General features: G+C 47.9%; 7 protein-coding genes. 3 read left to right on the plus strand and 4 right to left on the minus strand.

What is annotated here, in order from left to right; all coding sequences use genetic code 11:
• Positions 1-3: 3 nt before the first annotated feature.
• Positions 4-1,158: an IscS subfamily cysteine desulfurase gene (locus NLX78_RS23585; RefSeq protein WP_254351690.1), complete on the plus strand. Its 1,155-nt coding sequence runs from the start codon at positions 4-6 to the stop codon at positions 1,156-1,158.
• Positions 1,155-1,694: a transcription repressor NadR gene (locus NLX78_RS23590; protein ID WP_039274627.1), complete on the plus strand. Its 540-nt coding sequence runs from the start codon at positions 1,155-1,157 to the stop codon at positions 1,692-1,694. The genes NLX78_RS23585 and NLX78_RS23590 overlap by 4 nt, the downstream gene beginning before the upstream one ends.
• A 131-nt stretch (positions 1,695-1,825) precedes the next feature.
• Here the strand turns inward: NLX78_RS23590 and greA are convergent, their stop codons facing one another.
• The gene (greA, locus tag NLX78_RS23595; protein ID WP_013310174.1) at positions 1,826-2,305 is read right to left on the minus strand and encodes a transcription elongation factor GreA; all 480 of its coding nucleotides are present in this window, start codon (positions 2,303-2,305) and stop codon (positions 1,826-1,828) included.
• A 366-nt stretch (positions 2,306-2,671) separates the two neighbouring features.
• Here greA and NLX78_RS23600 point away from each other — a divergent pair, with 366 nt between their 5' ends.
• Positions 2,672-3,019, plus strand: coding sequence for a hypothetical protein (locus NLX78_RS23600; RefSeq protein ID WP_025721144.1), 348 nt, complete (start codon positions 2,672-2,674; stop codon positions 3,017-3,019).
• 242 nt (positions 3,020-3,261) lie between these two features.
• Here the strand turns inward: NLX78_RS23600 and NLX78_RS23605 are convergent, their stop codons facing one another.
• The 3 genes from NLX78_RS23605 to NLX78_RS23615 form a co-directional block, all read right to left on the minus strand.
• Positions 3,262-6,297: an endonuclease gene (locus tag NLX78_RS23605; protein WP_254351691.1), complete on the minus strand. Its 3,036-nt coding sequence runs from the start codon at positions 6,295-6,297 to the stop codon at positions 3,262-3,264.
• A 100-nt stretch (positions 6,298-6,397) separates the two neighbouring features.
• Complete coding sequence (locus tag NLX78_RS23610; protein ID WP_254351692.1) at positions 6,398-8,299, minus strand: serine hydrolase domain-containing protein; 1,902 nt, start codon at positions 8,297-8,299, stop codon at positions 6,398-6,400.
• A 266-nt stretch (positions 8,300-8,565) separates the two neighbouring features.
• Positions 8,566-19,779 (minus strand): non-ribosomal peptide synthetase, encoded by an 11,214-nt coding sequence (locus tag NLX78_RS23615; RefSeq protein WP_254351693.1) that lies wholly within the window; start codon positions 19,777-19,779, stop codon positions 8,566-8,568.
• Positions 19,780-19,842: the final 63 nt, after the last annotated feature.

Raw genomic sequence — 19,842 nt, forward strand, 5'->3', positions numbered from 1 at the left:
GGTGTGATTTATCTGGACTATGCCGCTTCCACACCTATGTGTGGCGAAGCTCTAAATATGTATAACGTATTAAATAAGGAAATGTTCGGAAATGCCAGCAGTCTCCATGATGCGGGCGGTCAAGCAGCCTATACGCTAGATTACAGCAGGCAACGAATAGCAAATATGATTGGCGGGCAAAAGGAAGGCATCTATTTTACAACAGGGGGAACAGAATCCAATATGTTGGTTGTGCAATCGATCCTGAACGGGTTGCCGCAGCATAAAAAGCATTGGATCATGAGCGCTTTGGAACACCACTCGATGTACAACCTCGCTACTTTGCTGGAACGTCAGGGCTATGAACTGACCATTGTGCAACCGGATCGGGAAGGACGGATGACTCGCGAAACTCTTTTACCTCACCTGAGAGAAGACACCGGACTTGTCTCCGTACAACACGCTAATTCGGAAACGGGACTGGTTCAGGACCTTGCTGCCTTATCTCCCCTGCTACGCGAACGGGGTATTTTGCTGCACAGTGATGCGGTACAGACATTTGGGAATATTCGCGTAGATGTAGAATCCATGGGAGTAGATGCACTCTCTGTATCAAGCCATAAAGTGTATGGCCCCAAAGGTGTCGGTGCTGCATATCTCAAACCCGGAACCCCGTGGCGTCCCGTGTACCCTGATACACTACATGAAAACGGATTTCGTCCTGGAACGGTTAATGTTCCCGGGATTGCAGCCTTTGTCGCGGCGGCAGAAATGATGACCGAACAGATGGAGTCGCATCAGGAGCGATATACTACCCTGAGAAGACACTTTATTACGAAAATCCAGGAAAGATCCATTCCGTTACGTTGGGCCGTACAGGAAAGCGAGAATAAAGCAGTGCTTCATCATATCGTAGGATGTTTTTTTCACGGTTACGAGGGACAATATGTTATGCTGGAATGTAATCGCAGAGGTGTCTGTATATCAACTGGAAGCGCATGTGCTGCCGGACACCACGATCCTTCGCCTGCCTTACAGGCGCTTGGAGCATCCGGCCGTGAAGCGTTACAATTTATCCGTGTTTCTTTCGGAAGAACGACCACCATCGAGGAATTGAATGTATTGGTAGATATTTTGACAGACCTGACGCATCGAAAAGAAAGGAGCTTATCCCGTTGACTGAATCTTTAAAACGGTCAGGTACGGATCGTCGCGAACAGCTACTGTTGTGGCTCAAGAGCGAATCACCACTGACCGGGAGCGAACTGGCGCGCAGATCCTCGGTCTCCCGACAAGTCATTGTACAGGATATTTCCCTGTTAAAAGCAAGCCAAGAGCCTATCCTTGCAACAAGTCAAGGATACATTTATATGGAGCCTGCGAGTCAGGCAACTCCCTTAGCCTCACGTATTATTGTGTGTAAACATCGACCTGAACAGACAGAAGAGGAACTAAAGCTGATTGTGGACTACGGTGTAAGTGTGCAGGATGTTATTGTTGAGCATCCAGTATACGGGGATCTGACTGCTCCGATACGGGTTGGCACTCGCAAGGAAGTGGACGATTTTATCCGTAAAATCAGCTCCACCCAGGCTACTTATTTGTCCCAGCTGACGGGAGGCATCCACCTGCACACCTTGAATGCCTCGGACGAAGATAAAATTAATGATGCCTGCGCTGCATTGGAGCAAGCAGGCTTCCTAATGACGGACTAACTTAGTGAGCTAGCGGAGTAAAGAAAATCCTGTCCAGTATGTGGAGTGCAACTGTGCTCCACATGGACGGTATTGTAGGCAGCGAGAAATAAAAAATCCCGGCCCCCTCATATAAGGGAATCGGGAATGAACTATGTGAGCTTAATTTCAAGCAGCTCATATTTAATTACAGCCATGGGTGCATCCACATGAATGATACTGCCCACTTCTTTTCCCAAAAGTGCCTTGCCTAAAGGACTCTCATAGGAAATTTTGTTATCAAGAACATCCGCCTCAGCAGGACTTACAATTTTGTATTCCATCTTCTCTGAAAATTCGATGTCATTCAGAATGACAGTCGATCCGATACTAACGGTTCTAAGGTCTAAATTACTCTCATCCACGACCCGGGCTTTGGTCAGCATCTTCTCCAGTATGAGAATGCGGGTTTCCATAAACGCTTGGTCGTCCTTGGCTGAGTGATACTCACTATTTTCTTTCAAATCGCCGTAGCTGATAGCCAACTTAAGGCGTTCGGCTAGCTCCTTGCGTTTTACGGTCTTCAGTTCCTTAAGCTCATCCTCCAGCTTGGCCAATCCCTCTTTAGTTAACAATACTTCTTCATTCGACATATTTTATCTACAACTCCTATTTCAGCATTTTGCTTAATTCCAATTCAACGCTCAAAAATACAATAAACGAACTAAACCGTTTCAGTCTAAACATTGCTGATTGAAAACGCTCCTGGGATTTATGCAAATGCTCATTTGGCTTGCTTTATTGTAGTTTACTCTAAATCGGACCAACATGCGAAATAAATTACTGGATAACAGTAGCCAACTGCCTTCAGCCAGGATGATTCTTATAGTAACCAATGCTCTCTTATTCGCATATCATATGATCATAACGTATATTGATGAGCACATGGAGTGCCGCTGTCCTTGTCTCGAATTTTGTGAAAACCAGGCAGGAACAGTATATGGCGGGAGGAAGATTCAATGGCTTCCTTAGGAAAGAATGGTAATGGGAACGGGAATCGTAAATCCAAATCCCCCCTCAACGGTCAAAAGAAAAATGGATTAAACAGTAATTCGGCTATCTTTTCTGCACTTCAAGGAAAAAATGTGGAGGTCCTCGTGGCAGCCCTCCTACTAACAGGAAAACTAAACGTCGATTCCGTGACTTTATACAGACAAGCAACATTGTTTTTAGGACTCACAGGAAAATACAAAACACTAGCATCCACTCCATCCAATGTCGATAATATGGTGAAATTTTTAAATGATAACGGGAATATGACACTGGACCAGGTGATACAAGCCTTTTCACAGAAAATAAATAATTAACAAGTGGCGAAAGGAGACTTATGCGGTGAGTGAGTTTGATGGAGAATATTTTGCAGAGGTTGTCATTATTGTGATTCTAGTTGCCATGTTCTTCTATGGCTCCTCAGATATAGAGGGACTTTCCGCTTCGCCAACCCAATCCTAGAATGATAATTCCCGCTCCGTAAAAAAATAAAAAAGCATCTATAGACTCTCACGAGGTCAATAGATGCTCTTACTTTTTAACGGCCCATCATTTCTACTTAATGCCCCTTTACTTCTACACGTATCGTTTGACTAGAAACTTCTCCTGAAGCATTGACTAACTCGGCCCGATACTCATATGTACCCGGCTTTTGATTTTGGATGTTGGTGACTGCACTTTGGGCCTGCGGGCTTTGGCTTGGCAGATCCTGGGCATCGATCAGTTCTCCATTTTCATATAAGTTGTATTTGGTCGCATTCGTGCCCCACCACATGTTCATTGTAAGGGTGTAGGTGCCGTCACCGTCCCAATTGTCATGAGACAGCACTGGAATGCCAGGGGAAGCATCGGTCACTTCGACAGTTAACGGATCGCTGGTCGTTTTACCAGAAGCGTTAATCAGTTCTGCAGTATACATGTAGGTACCATTGGTCTTGCCTGTAACAGGAATGACTGCATGCTGTGCTCCAGGGGAAGCGGCTTGCAACGATTGGGTGCCAATCAGCTTGTCGTTTTCATACAACTTGAGTTCATCACCATTCGTACCCCACCACAGATTCATGGTGATGTTGTAGTTGCCATCCTTCAGCCCGGTGTCCTGCCCGTTATCATGCGACAGCACAGGTTTATCCGGCACTTCACCTACAGCAGTCTTTTCGACTCTAACGGTTATAGGATTGGATACGACCGTTTTACCGTCCAAGGTGACGCTGGCTGTAATCTCCGCGCTCCCCTCTTTTAGAGCCTTAAGTTCTCCATACGTATCCAGCGAAACGGATTCATGACTGCTGATATACTGAACAGAAGCGCGGCTTAAATCAGCTTCGTTGCCATCTGCCAGCGTACCCTCGAGATGTGTCGCTGCCGTATCCCCAATGTTGAGGGTCGTTTGATCCATTGAAAGCTCTACTTCCTGCAAAGCTGCGCCTGCCTGAGCTGAAAAATCATCCAGTCCACGCGGTTTTAACTGATAATTCCCTTTGAAAATCGCCGAAATTCCCTTCAGCTTCACTTGCTGTCCTTCTTGATATGGAAAAGATGTCCGAGTTAAGCCTGTACGTGCATCGACGCGCACATGGTGACTTACTTCACCAGATACTGCATCAAATTCAAACGAACCTACGGGAGTGGCGTCTATCACATTACGAATCATTGCCATAGGAAGCTCAACCAACTGTCCTTGGTTCGCATCACTGAGTTCGGTGACTTGTACAGCTTCCGGAAGTTGTCCTTCTCCCGTTTTTTCAATTGCCACTGGATCGGTTAACTCTAGCTCACTATTATACAGTGCCAAGCTTGCTGTAAGCTTTACTCGATCCCCTTGGTGAAAGCCGCTTTGGTTCTGATATACATAAATACCACCACTTTCATCCTGCATGTAAAAGGCTTGACCACCGAATGCACCTGGTTCTGTTGTCACAACACCCTCTAAGGTCACGACTTTGCCAGCCGGGAGATTCCGTGCTTCTGCGACACTGATACGAGCTGGAACCGTATTGCCTTCCTCAGGCAACGGCTGGGCCGGGACATCAGCCAGCACAACGGATTGGGTCAGCAGATTGCTGCCGTTTTGCCTCAGTCTAAGATTAGCTGAACCACTGGTTCCCGGCTTGATCCGCACCGTCAAGTCTTTATAGGCATGGCCTTTGCCGTTGGACTCCAGGCTAAATGTTCCGCTATAGCCGTAAGAGGTTGGCCAGCTTCCATCCGGATTTTGAATTTGGGCTACTTGATTGCCGCCCGCTACATAAATACCTGTGCTGAATCCGCTAATCGTACTGTTAGGAGCCAGTTGGTCGGCAGTAACTCGAATTTGAAAAGGCTCTGCATTGGGCAGCTGCTCCTGACGAACGATGCTGTACACAGGCTGGGCACTGGCTGTAGATCCGCCATAAGACCCTGCTTTGAATGTTCGCTGATCCCACCATTTGTAGCCGACTGCGGGAGCGGACCAAGGCTCGGCTTGTGGTTCCGTGGAAGTCTGTGGCTCTTCAAAAGGCAGTAATGCCGTCGGCTGGTCCAGCTGTAAGCTTTTCACTTCCGTCAGGCTGGTATACTCCTCCTTCTTGGACAACCAGTCTACGATATTGACCAGTAACACAGCGTCATCCTGCTCCTTAAAGCCGTCATACGTTGTCTTCTTGGTTCCTGTCTCTTCGCGCAAATATTTTGGCGTTGCATCTTCGACAGGAGACGAGTCCCCAATGAAAGCAGCTTTGCCTAGCCCTACTTTCGATACGGCTGCATAAGGTCCTTCCGGAATGCCGCCTCCGTTATAAACGCCCTGATCTACCGCGTTGCCCCAAGCCTGATTGGTTTTAGGAAGATATACGATTCCCTTGGCTTTCGCTGGGTCGATAATTGCGAGTGTTGATCCTGCATGCATTGCGACATTGCTCACTCCAGCTGTAATGTTGAACGCCTGCGCTGGCTCAACAATCTGATTGGCCGTGATATCGCCTAATGCATTGTAGCGAAAGCGCACACCAAACTGGCTGCCCAGCCAATCTGAGCTGACTACGCCCTGCATTGCTGCCGAGCTTTTTTCTTCCGCACTCATTCCCTTCGCAGGGTCTTCCCATGCACCACGACGATAGCCATTAATGCTCTCCGATCCGTCCCAGCGATTCTTGTTGCGGTCCGCGTTATAATGATCTCCAATGAAAAAAATACTATTGCCTGCTTTTACATACTGCTCCATTGCAGCCTGTTCGCTCTGTTTAAAAGGAATATTCGGCTCTGCCGTAACAAATACATCATAATTCTTTAGATCATTGTAAGTAATAGGCGTAGATTGGCGAAGCTCGTGTACATCATAGCCATTACTCGCGAGGGCTTGGCCGAAGTCTGAAAATCCACCATCAATCACCCAATCTGCTGCGCCAGCTGTCTGTCCATGTGTATTATCAAACAGCACTTTTTTACCAGCGTTCTCATTGACCACTTTCGCTGCAATGAAGGGGGCTGGGTCCGCCGGACCTTCTGCCCGTGCCGGTTGCATGCTGCCCGCAACACCAGCGTACAACGATAAAGTGAAAACCATAGCAGTTGCGTATTTGAAGCTACGGGATGTAAAACGACGAAAGATTCCCATTCTTTCCCTCCTGTTTGTTGGTTTAAAGCCCCTCTGGGGGGGCATCAGATACAAATTTTAGCATTCATTTATGTTCGAATATGCATTGTTTTGTAAATCTTTAGGAATAATGAATAGGAAGGAAATTCCAATAAAAAAGATACACCGTATGCAGCAATGTGAGTACCGCAAATAGGATTTTCCCGGCAGCCCGGGTTCTTCTTTCCCCTGTAATCAGCTTTGCGCCATTCACGATTAATACCCACACGGCAATGAGTGCTGAAATGAGTGGCAGCGTGCAAATTCCCCAGATATACCACGCGGAATAGCCATACACGATCTGATTGTTACCATAGATGACCTGCACCCCGAGAAAAATCGTATTTAGTGACGCAATGAATGCAAGGTTGGACGAAATGTGATTATTCGTTTTACGGATATCTCTGATCACATATCTTACGATCCAAATCAGCAAGGTCGTGATGAAAAATAAGGAGGCGGCAGCGTAGCTGACAAGCAGAGTCCAGGTACGGTGCCAAAGTGTCGTCTGCTTCATGGTCTTACTATCCGGGGCAACCATCATCCACGTACCGTTTTCCTGATACAGCAAAATTTTAAGCTGGCCCCCCTTTTCCACAAACAATCCATCGCCTGCTGCTTGAAAAACTTTGTCTGTTGCTTCATTCTCATTTGGGTATTTCCCTTTAACAATTAACGTATGATCATCTTGAATTCGCACGGTGTATGTAATGTTTCCCAGTATCCGAATCCATTTTCCCCACCCATGAACAGGATTAGAATCCACCTGATATACGCCCTCAATCTCTGGCGAAAGCTTCACTTGGGTGGAAGAACGAGCTAGTGACTGCGAAACGGCCTTCGGCTCTGAGGGCAGCATTTGGGCTATCGCATGGATAACTTTTCCATGAAGCAGGGTGTCCGTGTCAGCTGAATTAATGATCACAAAAATACCGATCTTTTGCGACGGAATCAGTACCATTTCCGAAATAAAATCATCAATTTCCCCGGTAGCCCACAGCATAGGTACTCCCGTCTCCAAATGACCACGGAAAAATCCGTAGCCTACGCCATCCAGGCGTGCATCGACTGCAAATTGCTGCGCATGCATCACTTTTACCGTATGTGGCTGGAGCACCACTTTGCCCTCATACTTGCCCTGGTTTAAATGAGTGATCAGGTAATGGGAAAACTCGTTGGGTGTGACGTTCAACGCTCCTGCTCCCGGCAGATTGATATATGACAAAGGCTGTTTCAAATACGCTCCATCCTTCCACTGATACGATTGGGCCAGTGCCGGATGATTTAACGGCAATTCCAGCGTCGCGCTGGGCATATTCATCGGCTGGAACAGATGTGTACGGAGGTAATCGTTCAGTCTCTGACCGCTTACTTGCTCCACGATATTACCGATCAGACCGTAGGAGACATTACTGTAATCATACTGAATCCCGGGTTTGCGGATGGGAGGCTGATTTTGAAAATACGTGCTGAGATACTGCTCTGTGGGCAAAACGCCTGCCCGAGTCGAGCTGTTAATGTCGTACAGCGCTTCATCCAATCCTGAGGTATGTGTCAAAAGCTGATGCAAATTGAAAGGCTGATTTTGGTATTGCGTAGTTTTATAGCTGTGGAGATAGCTGTTCACGTCTTCATTCAAATCAAGCTTGTTTTGCTCAACCAGCTGCATCGTGGCGCTTGCACTAAATGATTTGGTTAGAGAGCCGACACGAACAATGGTCTTCGCTGGATCGAATGCCACTTTCCGCTCCAGATCTGCATATCCATAGCCTTTACTAAAAAGGATTTGGTTTTCTTGGGTCACGACAACCGCAGCCCCCGGAATATGCAATTTTTCCAATTCTGTACCCATGATATCGTCCACTGTTTTTTCCAATGAATCAGGTGTTATACTATCTGTTGCCCATGCCGAAGCAATGAGCAGGTTCCAGAGAAACAATGCTGCTAAAAATGCGGATAGGTAGCAAATGCCTTTATTCTTCATATGAAGTACCATCCTTACGTATGAAGTTGATTTAATGATTTGAACCGTGCGGTGATTGCATAGCGAGCAGATATTTATACTCCGTTTGGAAGCCATCAGCATGGCGCTATGGAATCATCGCACTTCCCATCGACGGAGTGCCTTTTGATAAAGTGAATCCTGATCGAATCTCGTAAGCAGAAGGCTTCTTACCTGTTCGATCAGGATTCATGTGTTACAGATTAAAAAATAGTGATTCCGTTCGTTACATCATCGACCGTAGATTTTCAAGATTTATGATGTGCCAAGTCTTGTGTCATGTCTTTGTCCGTGTTCCGAGTTATCTTTTGAATTGTGGCACGGATAATTTTTACATTTTCCTCGATAAATCCGGGTTCCAGTAGTTCATAATGATTACCAATCAAGCTATGCTCTTCATAGCTACCTTGTGTAGCGTCTTTCCATAAAAGTCGATTATCTCCTGTACCCCTCACCGTTTCCGATCCAACGGCGACAAAGCCGTGAATATTCGCCTGAACGCTCTCTGTATTCACAAGCTGGTTGCCATACACCGCGTAAGCAATCGTTTTACGTTGGTACGTTTCATTCAACAGCTCACGGTAGGAGTCGGGAACCTGTTCCAGCATGTCATGAATTTCATGCTCTGTTTCTTCAGCTGTGAAGGGCAGGGCTTCCGCCCTTTTGACCGAATCGAGCATAAAAATATCGGATACAGCATGGCCTTGACGTTCCAGTATGTCAGCAACCTTATGCGCCAGATTACCACCTATGGAATAACCAAGCAGCACATACGGACCTTGCGCTTGCGTGCTGACGATCAAATCAACGTAACGTGCCAGCATGGCCTGCTCATCCGCAGCATCATCCACGAACTCCAATCCATACACGACTGCGTCCTGATCCAGTTGTTTCGCCAGCTCCGCGAACGACAGCCCGTATCCAAGCATAGGAGGAAAGCAGAAGATGGAGATCGGACCGTGTTCATTCAACCGAATGATTGGACTATCGGCCTTGTATTCCAGATCGGCTTTCAATAATGTGAGCGCCTGCTCTTCTATAGTCGGGAAGTCCATTACACTACGGATGGGAAGCTCAATGTCTGTGGCAAGGTGAACTTTGCGTATAAGCTCTAGTACTTTCAAGGAATGTCCACCCAACGTGAAAAAGTCATCATGGATACCCACTTGTGGAATTTCAAGCACTTCCTGCCAAATGGATGCCAGCAACTGCTCCACATCGGTTCGCGGTGCGACATATTCTATACCCGTGTGCAGCCCTTTGTCCGGCACAGGTAAAGCTTTGCGGTCGATTTTGCCGTTTGTCGTCAGCGGAAACCGATCCAGCTGTACAAATGCGGATGGAATCATATAGCTCGGCAGACTGGCCGACATCGCAGCTCGAATCTCACGGATGGTCAGCTGTTCATCAGCAGTAAAGTAAGCACATAATTGCTGCTGACCTGCTCCATCCCGCAAAGCAATAACCACGCTATCCCGCACGGACGGTACACTTGCCAGCCGCGCCTCCACCTCACCCAGCTCAATCCGGTAACCGCGAATTTTAACCTGTTGATCAATCCGTCCAGCGTATTCCAGTATGCCGTCTTCACGCCAGCGAACAAGGTCTCCCGTACAGTACAGGCGATCTCCGTCCCTCCACGGGTTAGCAAGAAATCTCTCAGCCGTCAGCTCAGGACGATTTAGATAACCACGTGCAACTCCGTCTCCGCCGACGACCAGCTCACCCCAAGCTCCGACCGGTTGCAGGTTAAATGACGAATCTACAACATACGCCGTCGAATTGCAGATGGGCCGTCCGATCGGCACAGAATCCAGCTGTTCTTCCGTAATGTGATACGTGGTCGAAAAGGTTGTGTTTTCCGTTGGCCCATAGCCGTTAATGATGTTCATGTCCGGATTATCGCGCAGGACCCGGTTAATATGGGGTGCAGACAAAACATCACCACCAACCAGCAAATACTTCACATCGCCGAAAAGTTTACTATCCTGCTGTGAAAGCTGATTAAATAACGGTGTGGTCAGCCACATCATGGTGACGTGATGATCCCGTATCGTCTCTTTAAGCTTGGCCGCGTCCAATAGATCATCCTTATGCACAAGAACAAGCTGACCACCATTCAGTAGCGCACCCCAAATCTCAAACGTAGATACATCAAATACAAACGCGCAAGTCTGCAGCATTCGGGTCGATTCATCAAATGGCACATAATCCGTATTGCGGACAAGGCGCACGACACTTTGATGCTCAACTACGACACCCTTAGGCTTACCTGTTGAACCTGAGGTATAAATGACATAAGCAGCATGATTACCCGCTCCATCTATACCCAGATTGGAAGCATCTGCACTGTAGGACGTATCCTCATTCAGATTGACAATCTGTCCGTCGAAATAGCAACGATCCAGTAAATCCTGCTGAGCCAGCAGCAGCTTAGCTCCCGAGTCCTCCAGCATATAACGGATACGGTCCTCCGGATATTGAGGGTCTACCGGCACATACGCGCCTCCAGCCTTCAAAATAGCGAGTGTTCCCGTAATCATGTCCAGTGAGCGCTCCGTCAAAATGCCAACAGGTTCATCGGATTTCACCCCTGCATCACGCAGCGTATGCGCTAAACGGTTGGCTGTCTCATTGAGTTCCCGATAGGTCAATGATTGATGACCCAAAGTTACAGCAATATGATCCGGCGTGCGCTCTGCCTGCTCCTCAAACAGTTTTTGGATCGTGTGATTGCTTGGATATGCAGAGGCAGTGTCATTAAACTCTCCTGTAATTTGTTGTTTTTCCGCCGCTGTAACCAGTTCCAGCTCTTCTACGCAAACATTCGGGTTAAGCAAAACTTGCTCCAACAGATTCACAAAATGCCCATGCAGACGCTTAATGCCTGTTTGATCATAACTTAACGCATTATACATAAAACGAATCTTGATGCATTCTCCCGGCATAACGACTAAGCTCAGATCATAGTTAGTCTGCTCTGCAGCCACCACGTTGGAAATCGGGAATGTATCCTGCCCGTCACTTCCCAGTTCTTCGACCTGCTCATCTACCGGATAATTTTCAAACACCATAATATGGTTAATTAAATCCTGTTTCTGGTCGGTCAATGCCTGAATCTCAAACAGTGGATACGTATCATACGCATGAGAAGCCAGCGCCTGCTCCTGTGTTTTCTTCATAACTTCTGCAAAGGATTCCCCTGCCTCACTAAGAATGCGAACTGGAATGGTATTAATGAACAAGCCGATAATATCCTCTACCCCGATAATATCCGATGGACGGCCTGAGACGACACTACCAAATACGACATCACTGTGGTTGTTATATTTTTGCAGCACAATCCCCCAGACGGTTTGTAATAACGTATTCATGGTCACCTGATATCGCTTAGCCGTCTCCTCCACCCGGAGGGTCAACTCACGTTCCAAAACCGTCACCCAATCACTAGCCGTGTTGCCTCCACTCTTGCGACCGGATTTTACAGCTGGTAATGCTGTTTGCTGCTCATATCCGGATAAATAGCTGCTCCAGTAGTCAGTTGCCGCCTTGGCATCCTGTGCTTCCAGCCATTCAATAAAGCGGCTGTACGGTACTGCCGGTGCCAGCTCTGGTACTCTGCCCTCCTGAAGTGCTGCATAGCTTTCAAACACTTCTTTATTTATAAGGGACAGGCACCAGCCGTCCATGACGATATGATGGAAGCTCCATACAAAATGATAGCTGTCTTCTCCGGTACGTAAAATCGCTACACGCAGCAGGACATCCCGACGCAGATCAAAGCCCCGTGCTTTATCTTGTAGCTTGAAATTTTTCACCCTAGTATCTATTTCATCCTTATCAAGATGGTGTAAATCTTCATATTGAAAGCCGCAATCCCGATTTCGATACACCACCTGCAACGGTTCCGTATCTCTGCCAAAATAAAAATGTGTACGCAGCGCCTCATGTCGCCGAACCAGAATATTCAGGCTTTCTGCAAAAGCCCGAATGTCCATCTGACCTCGCATATCATAAGAAACCTGCTCAAAATATGCGTCATTCGCAGCTGCTTGACTATCTAGCTGGCTGTGAAACAGCATCCCTTTCTGCATGGGGGTCAGTGCATATACATTGTCGATCTCGCCCGCAGCACCCATTTCAGATAAGAGGCTGTCCAAGCCCTCCACACTCATTCCTTTGTAAGAAATATCACTTGGGGTAAGCTCCGGGTGTTCTTTATGGATGCAATGCGCCAAAATTTCACGCAGGCTCGATTCCAGGAATTTGGCCAATCGCTCGATGGTCTCCGGTCTATAGCTGGTACGACTATAGCTAATCGTCAGACCCAGTTGGCCTCCCGAAATAATGCCGCCAAAATCCAGCGTATAAGTTCGAGCCATGGTCGGGCTCAGCGGCATCCCACCCTCATATGAGGATGATTGCAAGTCGTTCCCTTTCATATCCTGATCGAACTGTCCCAAATAGTTAAAGCTGATTTCGGGATCTGTCGTAAATATGGCTGGAGATGCCTCCGGTGCCTGTGTCTGACGGTTGGATAAATATTTCAGTACACCGTAGCCAATCCCTTTTTGCGGAATGCCGCGCAGTCCTTCCTTCACACGCTTAATCCGTTGCGAAAGTGCCAGTTCTTCCGGCATATCGAGCAAAACAGGATATTGGCTTGTAAACCACCCTATCGTTCGAGTAATGTCCACCTCTGGTAAAATGGCTTCACGTCCATGTCCCTCTAGATTTATCAGGAAACGATCATTTCCACTCCATGCTTGCAATGCCATTCCTACCGCCGTCAACAACAGGTCATTAATTTCTGTACGGTAGGCACGATTGGCCTGCTTGAGCAGCTGCTCTGTCTCTGCATGTGTCCACAAAGCAGTAACCGACTCACTATCGCCAATCGATGGCTTTTCGTGCTCGTTATGCCCATAATCCTGCGGCAAAGAAGCCAGTTCCGCTTGTGCAAGTTTCCCCCAATACGCTCGCTCATGTTCCATAGCTGGACTGTTGGCATAAGCGTGCAGCTGCTCGGCCCATGTTTGGAACGAATCTGTTTTATGAGGAAGCTGAATCACCTGTTCACCCTTGGAGGCTTGATCATAAGCAGTCGCCAAATCCTCGAATAAAATGCGCCAGGATACCCCGTCCACCGCCAAATGATGAATCACGACCAGCAGATGATCTCCATCCGGGCAACGGAACAGCCCCAGTCTCATCAGCGGACCTTCGCTTAGGGAAATACCAGATTGAATTTCATTGCATTTCGCTTCAATTATCTTCGCCAAATCTTGCTTGTTTACATCGCTGTCATTATAGTCAAAGCATTCCAGATGGTACGGTTCACCTTCCCCTACACTGCGGTTCCATGCTGTACATCCGTTCTCCGACAAACTAAAAACCATACGCAATGCATCATGGTGCGAAGTAATCTGATGGAGCGCCCGCCGTAGTGCCTGTTCGTCATAGCCTTCCTGACGATAGAGCATGACAGATTGGTTAAAATAGTATGGTTCTTCCGTTGCCTGTTCAAAAAACCAGCGCTGAATCGGTGTAAGCACTACATTTCCTGTAACCTCGCCCTGCTCGGCTATTCGGTTAACAGGCTGAATATATGTGCTTAGTCCCGCAATTGTCGGGTATTTGAACAAGTCCTTCATTTCCAGCTTGTATCCGACCTGAAACAAGCGGGACGATACTTGGATGGCCTTGATGGAGTCACCACCCAAATGGAAAAAGTTATCCTGTATTCCGACTTTCGGGATACCAAGAATGGCTCCCCAAGCCGTAGCCAGTGCCTGTTGGACATCCGTCTCGGGTGCCACATAATCCATACCTGTATCGAGATTGTGCTCAGGTGCGGGCAGTGCCCTGCGGTCTACTTTGCCATTCAGCGTCAAAGGCAGTCTGGAGAGCTGCACAAAGTAGGACGGCACCATATAGCCAGGCAGATCCTGCGACAAAATGTTACGTAAGTCGCTGGCGCTCAATTCACTGTCTGTTGCAAAATAGGCACACAGCTGTTTTTGTCCGTGATCATCCTGCCGCACGGTAACAACCGATTCCTTCACACCTGGAATTGTAGACAATCGGGTTTCAATTTCACCCAGTTCGATGCGGTAGCCGCGAATTTTGACCTGTTCATCCATTCTTCCCTTGTACTCCAGTACACCATCAGCACGCCAACGCACTAAGTCTCCTGTACGATAGCAATATTCTCCAGACCGGAATGGACTTTCAATAAATTTTTCCGCCGTAAGCTCGGGCCGATTCAGATATCCTCGCCCAACACCGTCGCCACCGACGATCAGCTCCCCCCAGGCCCCGATAGGTTGCAGCTTCAACGAACGATTGACCACATAAGCGGTCGAGTGATCAATTGGACGTCCAATGGGAATAGCCTGGGTTTGCGGTTCTGTAATGTCATAGATGGTGGAAAAGGTGGTGTTCTCCGTCGGACCATAAATATTGGCCAGGCGAAGCTGCGGGTACTCCTTCAACACACGATTGACGTGTGGTACAGACAACACATCACCACCCACGAGCAACTCCTTCAAGGACGCAAACACTCCGATTTCTTGCTGCGAATACTGATTGAATAAAGCCGTAGTCATGAACATCGTGTTAACACGATACTTGTCAATTGCCTGTTTGAGCTTGGAGGCATCCAGAATAGTGTCATGGCTTACCACATACAGTTGTCCCCCGTTCAGCAGCGTTCCCCAGATTTCAAATGTGGAGGCATCGAACACAACTGCGCCCAATTGCAGCATACGTGTATTTTCATCAAGCATGGCATAGCTTTTGTTTTTCACTAGGCGCACGACATTACGGTGCTCAATCATCACGCCCTTCGGCTTGCCTGTCGTACCAGAGGTGTAGATCACATACGCAAGATCGGAGGAAGATCCCCCTGTTGTAATCGCAATTGTTCCATCCGTCTGAGCGTCACATTCAGATTTGCTATTGCATCGCTGTTCGTCACTCAAATCGATGACCGGAATGCCAGGTTCAAAAGGCATCTGCTCACGTCGCTGTAACAGTAACAGCCCCGCACTGGAATCCTCCAGTAAATAACGGATACGCTCTTCAGGATAATCAGGATCAATGGGAACGTAAGCCCCTCCGACCTTCAAAATCGCCAGCATACCGACGACCATTTCAATGGAGCGTTCAGCCATAATCCCTACTCGCTGTGTCTCTGGCTCGGACCCGCGCTGTATCCCATGGGAAGCGAGTATGCGTGCCAGACGGTCGGCACGTTCATTCAGCTCGCGGTAGGTAAGCTGCATGTCCGCAAAGGTGATGGCCAGCCGATCTGGTGATTGCGCTACCTGTTCCTCGAACAGCACATGCAGTGCTTGATCTCGTGGATACGGATAGTCTGCTACCGTATCATTGAATCTCTGCACAAGCAGCTCTTTTTCTTGGGCCGAAACCATTTCTATAGCCGAAAGAGCGATATCCGGCTGATTTATAACCGCATTGATAAGCTGCTGCAAATGTTCAGTCAGTCGTTCAATGGTTTCCCGTTTGTACAGCCGAGTTCCGTATTGAAGAGCACAGGAAATTTGTTCTCCATCCTCCACTGCGAACAGACTCAAATCAAATTTGGCCGTCGTTTGTTCACTTGGATAAGATGCCAATTGCAACCCCGCCAGCTGCTGCTCTTTTTGCTCTATGTTTTGTAGTGCAAACATGGTATCAAATAACGGATTACGGCTTAAATCTCGATCTACGTCCAGCTTCTCCACCAGCTCTTCAAACGGATAATCCTGATGTTCAAAAGCCTTTAACGCGTTTTCCTTGACCTCCAACACATAATCACGGAACGTTTTCCCGCCTTCTGGATAATTACGGATTGCCAGTGTATTCACGAACATCCCGATCAGACTGCCAAGATCCGCATGGGGCCGCCCTGCAATTGGCGAACCGACAATAATATCCTCTTGCCCGCTATAGTGGCTAAGCAAAGCCGAATAGGCAGCCAACAGCACCATATATAATGTCGATTCCGTCTGCACCGCAATGCTTTTTAAGCCTTCGCTTTGTCGTTGGTCAAGCGTAAATTCCAGCACATCTCCTTCAAAGCTTCTCACCGCTGGGCGTGGATAATCAGTCGGTAGATCAAGCACAGGTAGCTCTCCTGCGAAGGTATTGAGCCAGTAGTTTTCCTGTTCCCGGTAGCGTTCACTTTGCTGCTGCTTCTGTTGCCAAGCGGCGTAGTCTTTATACTGAATGCGTAGCGATGGCAGCGTGTCGCCTGCATATAAATGAATAAAGTCCTGAATTAGTACATTTATAGAGGTGCCGTCCGAAATGATATGATGCATGTCCATGAGCAAAATATGATGCTCTGGGTCTGTTTCAATCAAACCAACTCGGAATAACGGGGCCTGCCCCAGATCGAATGGTTGGACAAAGTTACGTACCAGCTCATCCGTTTCCTTTGGGGCAGCTCCGTGAGCATAGGTCAATTCCATGCAAAAAGGAACCTCGTCATGTACTCGCTGGACAGGTTCACCGTTCATGGTCTCAAAACTTGTGCGCAATGTTTCATGGCGGTCAATAAGCTGACGGAACGCGTTATCCAGTGCCTTGTGATCAAGTGAACCGGTCAGAGTCAGGGCACCAGGTATGTTATAGCTAATTCCCGCTCCATCAAGCTGATTGAGGATATACATCCGTTTTTGAGCTGAAGAAACCGCATAAAATGGCTTATTCTCCGTAACTGGGATGGATTCATAGGTGGTTTGCTCCAGTGCTTCAATAACCTGCGCCAGCTGTTCAATTGTCGGATGCTGGAACAGATCCTTTAGCTGCACATTTTTATGCAATTCCTTATAGATGAGTGATATGACATGTGTCGCCCGCAGGGAATGTCCTCCTGCCTCAAAAAAGTTATCCTTAATCCCAATGCGCTCAAGCTCCAGCACATCTTTCCAGATGCTAGCCAGTTGTGCTTGTAATTGATTTTGAGGAGGTACATATTCTGCGCCTGAGCTTACACCTCCCTCTGGTTGTGGCAACGCTCGGCGATCCACCTTGCCATTGGGCGTCAGTGGCAATTGCTCCAGCTGCACAAAATACGACGGTACCATGTAGCCCGGTAGCTCCTGGCTCAAAGCACTACGCAGCTCACTTGTCGCTACTTCCGCATGGGTGACCACATATGCGCAGAGCAGCTTTTGCCCCTGCTCATCTTCATGTGCAATTACAACAGCTTCTCGGACTGCCTCCAGCTTCAACAGCTGTGCTTCCACCTCGCCCAGCTCAATCCGGTAGCCTCGAATTTTCACCTGCGCGTCGATTCGTCCCTTATATTCCAGCGTCCCGTCCGCATTCCAACGCACCAGGTCCCCTGTTCGATAGCAGCGTTCGCCCCCACGGAACGGACTGTCAATGAACTTTTCGGTCGTCAGTTCTGGGCGGTTGCGGTATCCGCGAGCCACCCCGTCACCGCCGACGATCAGTTCTCCCCACGCTCCAACAGGCTGGAGCTGCATCGAACCGTCCACGACATATGCCGTCGAGTTATGGATCGGGCTACCAATGGGCACAGATGCCGATTGAACGCCGGTAATGGCATGTGTGGTGGAAAAGGTGGTATTTTCCGTCGGACCGTAGCCGTTAATGATATGTAGATTCGGATGGGCCTCCAATACCCGGTTAATATGCGGTACGGACAGCACATCACCACCAACCAATAGCTCCCGCATCCCCTCAAATAGTTCCAAGTCCTGCTGGGATAGCTGATTAAAGAGTGGTGCGGTCAGCCACATCGTGGTAATGCCGTGATTGCGAACAACTTCCTTGAGCTTGGGCGCGTCCAAAATAACATCCTGACTCACCAGCACCAGCTGTCCACCGTTCAATAACGCACCCCAAATTTCGAAGGTGGACGCGTCAAAGACAACAGACCCGGTCTGCAAAATGCGCGTGTCGGCATTCAAGCGTGCATAATTTGTGTTTGTCACCAAACGCACGACATTACGGTGCTCCACCATAACCCCTTTGGGCTGGCCAGTAGTCCCTGAGGTGTACATAATATAGGCCAAGCGACCAGCTGCGCTCGCTTTCGGTTGTTCTTCAGTTGCATAAGCGTGCTGTATTGGTTTTGCTTGTTCTGATTGCGTAGCTTTGGGTTGCATGTTTTCTGGTTGTATGGTTGTCGTAGAAGCAAGTTCGGGACTGGCGGAAATGGAGTAGAACGGATCTAGGCAGTCCACGTATCCCGGATCAGTATTCGTTCCGTGATCATTCGGCAAAATGGGATCATAACGATCAGCATCATCCGTTCCATAAATTGTAGCATCGCTAAGGTCAAGCACCCTTCCCTTAAAATCAGTGGGCCGATGTTCCATTCGCTGCACGAGCAGTATGTCCGCACCGGAATCCTTCAGCAAATAGCGTACACGCTCATCCGGGTAATCAGAATCAATGGGTACATATGCTCCACCTGCTTTGAGAATTCCGAGCATACCGACAATCATCTCAATCGAGCGTTCAGCTACAATGCCGACCGTCTGCTCGGTGCGGATTCCCTGCTTACGTAAAGAATGAGCCAGTCGGTTGGCCTTTTCATTCAATTCTGCATAGGTTAGGCTATCTTGCCCACACACTACCGCCACCTGCTGTGGTGCCTGCTTCGCCTGTTTCTCGAACAATTCATGAATAGACGCATGACGTGGATAATCCACATTTGTATCGTTGAAGGTATGGACCAGCTGCTCTACTTCTTGCTCTGACAGCACTTGTGTTGTGGAAATCGCCAACTCTGGCTGCTGCAAAACAATAGTGTACAGCCGCAGAAGCTGCTCAACAAAGTGCTCAATCGTCGTCTCGCTATAACGGTCGCTATTATACTTTACGTTCAGGGAGACCGCTTCATTTTCCCATTGAAACTGGAAATCTAGTTCAGATTGTACGTGATTCAAAAAATCAGAAATATGAATGTTTTGCAAGGATACTGTGGTGTGAATAAGAGGCTTTCCATCCTCATTACGTTGAATGTCAAGTAACTCAGAATAGTTCCAAAAAGGAATGTTTTGATGTTCAATAGCTTCGCCGACAGAGGTTTTGATTTGAGACAGCAAGGCTTTGAAGGTTGTGCTGGAATCCAGCGTATTTTTCAATAAAAGCAGATGGTTGATCGGCTTTGTAGCACCGTTGCTAGACTTGGCTACCGGAATGCCCAGTAGCACACGTTCCTCACATGTGTATTTATGCAATAAGCTCTCTACTCCAGCAAGCAGGACCATAAACACGGCCCATGGAGCGCCACCTGTTATAGATGATATTCTTTGGGAAATTTCAGTTGGAAATGTGAGCGTGTACGTATGGGAATTTAAACTCGTTACAGTTGTATTTCTGGACACATGGTTGGTGTATGGTAGGCAGATGATATGATCCTCAGATTCCAATTTATGACTCCAGTAATTTTTTTCCTTCTCAAATAAGGCTTTCAATGACATCCCTCCTGCTTCTCGGGGCCTGTTCCCCCCGGTTGGATGGTGCGTTGTTACGTACAT

Source organism: Paenibacillus sp. Lou8.1, assembly GCF_024213565.1.
In the GTDB taxonomy this organism is placed as follows: Bacteria; Bacillota; Bacilli; order Paenibacillales; family Paenibacillaceae; genus Paenibacillus; species Paenibacillus polymyxa_B.

What these genes read in the sequence shown, in the direction of transcription:
- greA (WP_013310174.1), bottom strand. Translation starts at nt 2,305, where the DNA reads ATGTCGAATGAAGAAGTATTGTTAACTAAAGAGGGATTGGCCAAGCTG.
- NLX78_RS23610 (WP_254351692.1), bottom strand. Translation starts at nt 8,299, where the DNA reads ATGAAGAATAAAGGCATTTGCTACCTATCCGCATTTTTAGCAGCATTG.
- NLX78_RS23605 (WP_254351691.1), bottom strand. Translation starts at nt 6,297, where the DNA reads ATGGGAATCTTTCGTCGTTTTACATCCCGTAGCTTCAAATACGCAACT.
- NLX78_RS23600 (WP_025721144.1), top strand. Translation starts at nt 2,672, where the DNA reads ATGGCTTCCTTAGGAAAGAATGGTAATGGGAACGGGAATCGTAAATCC.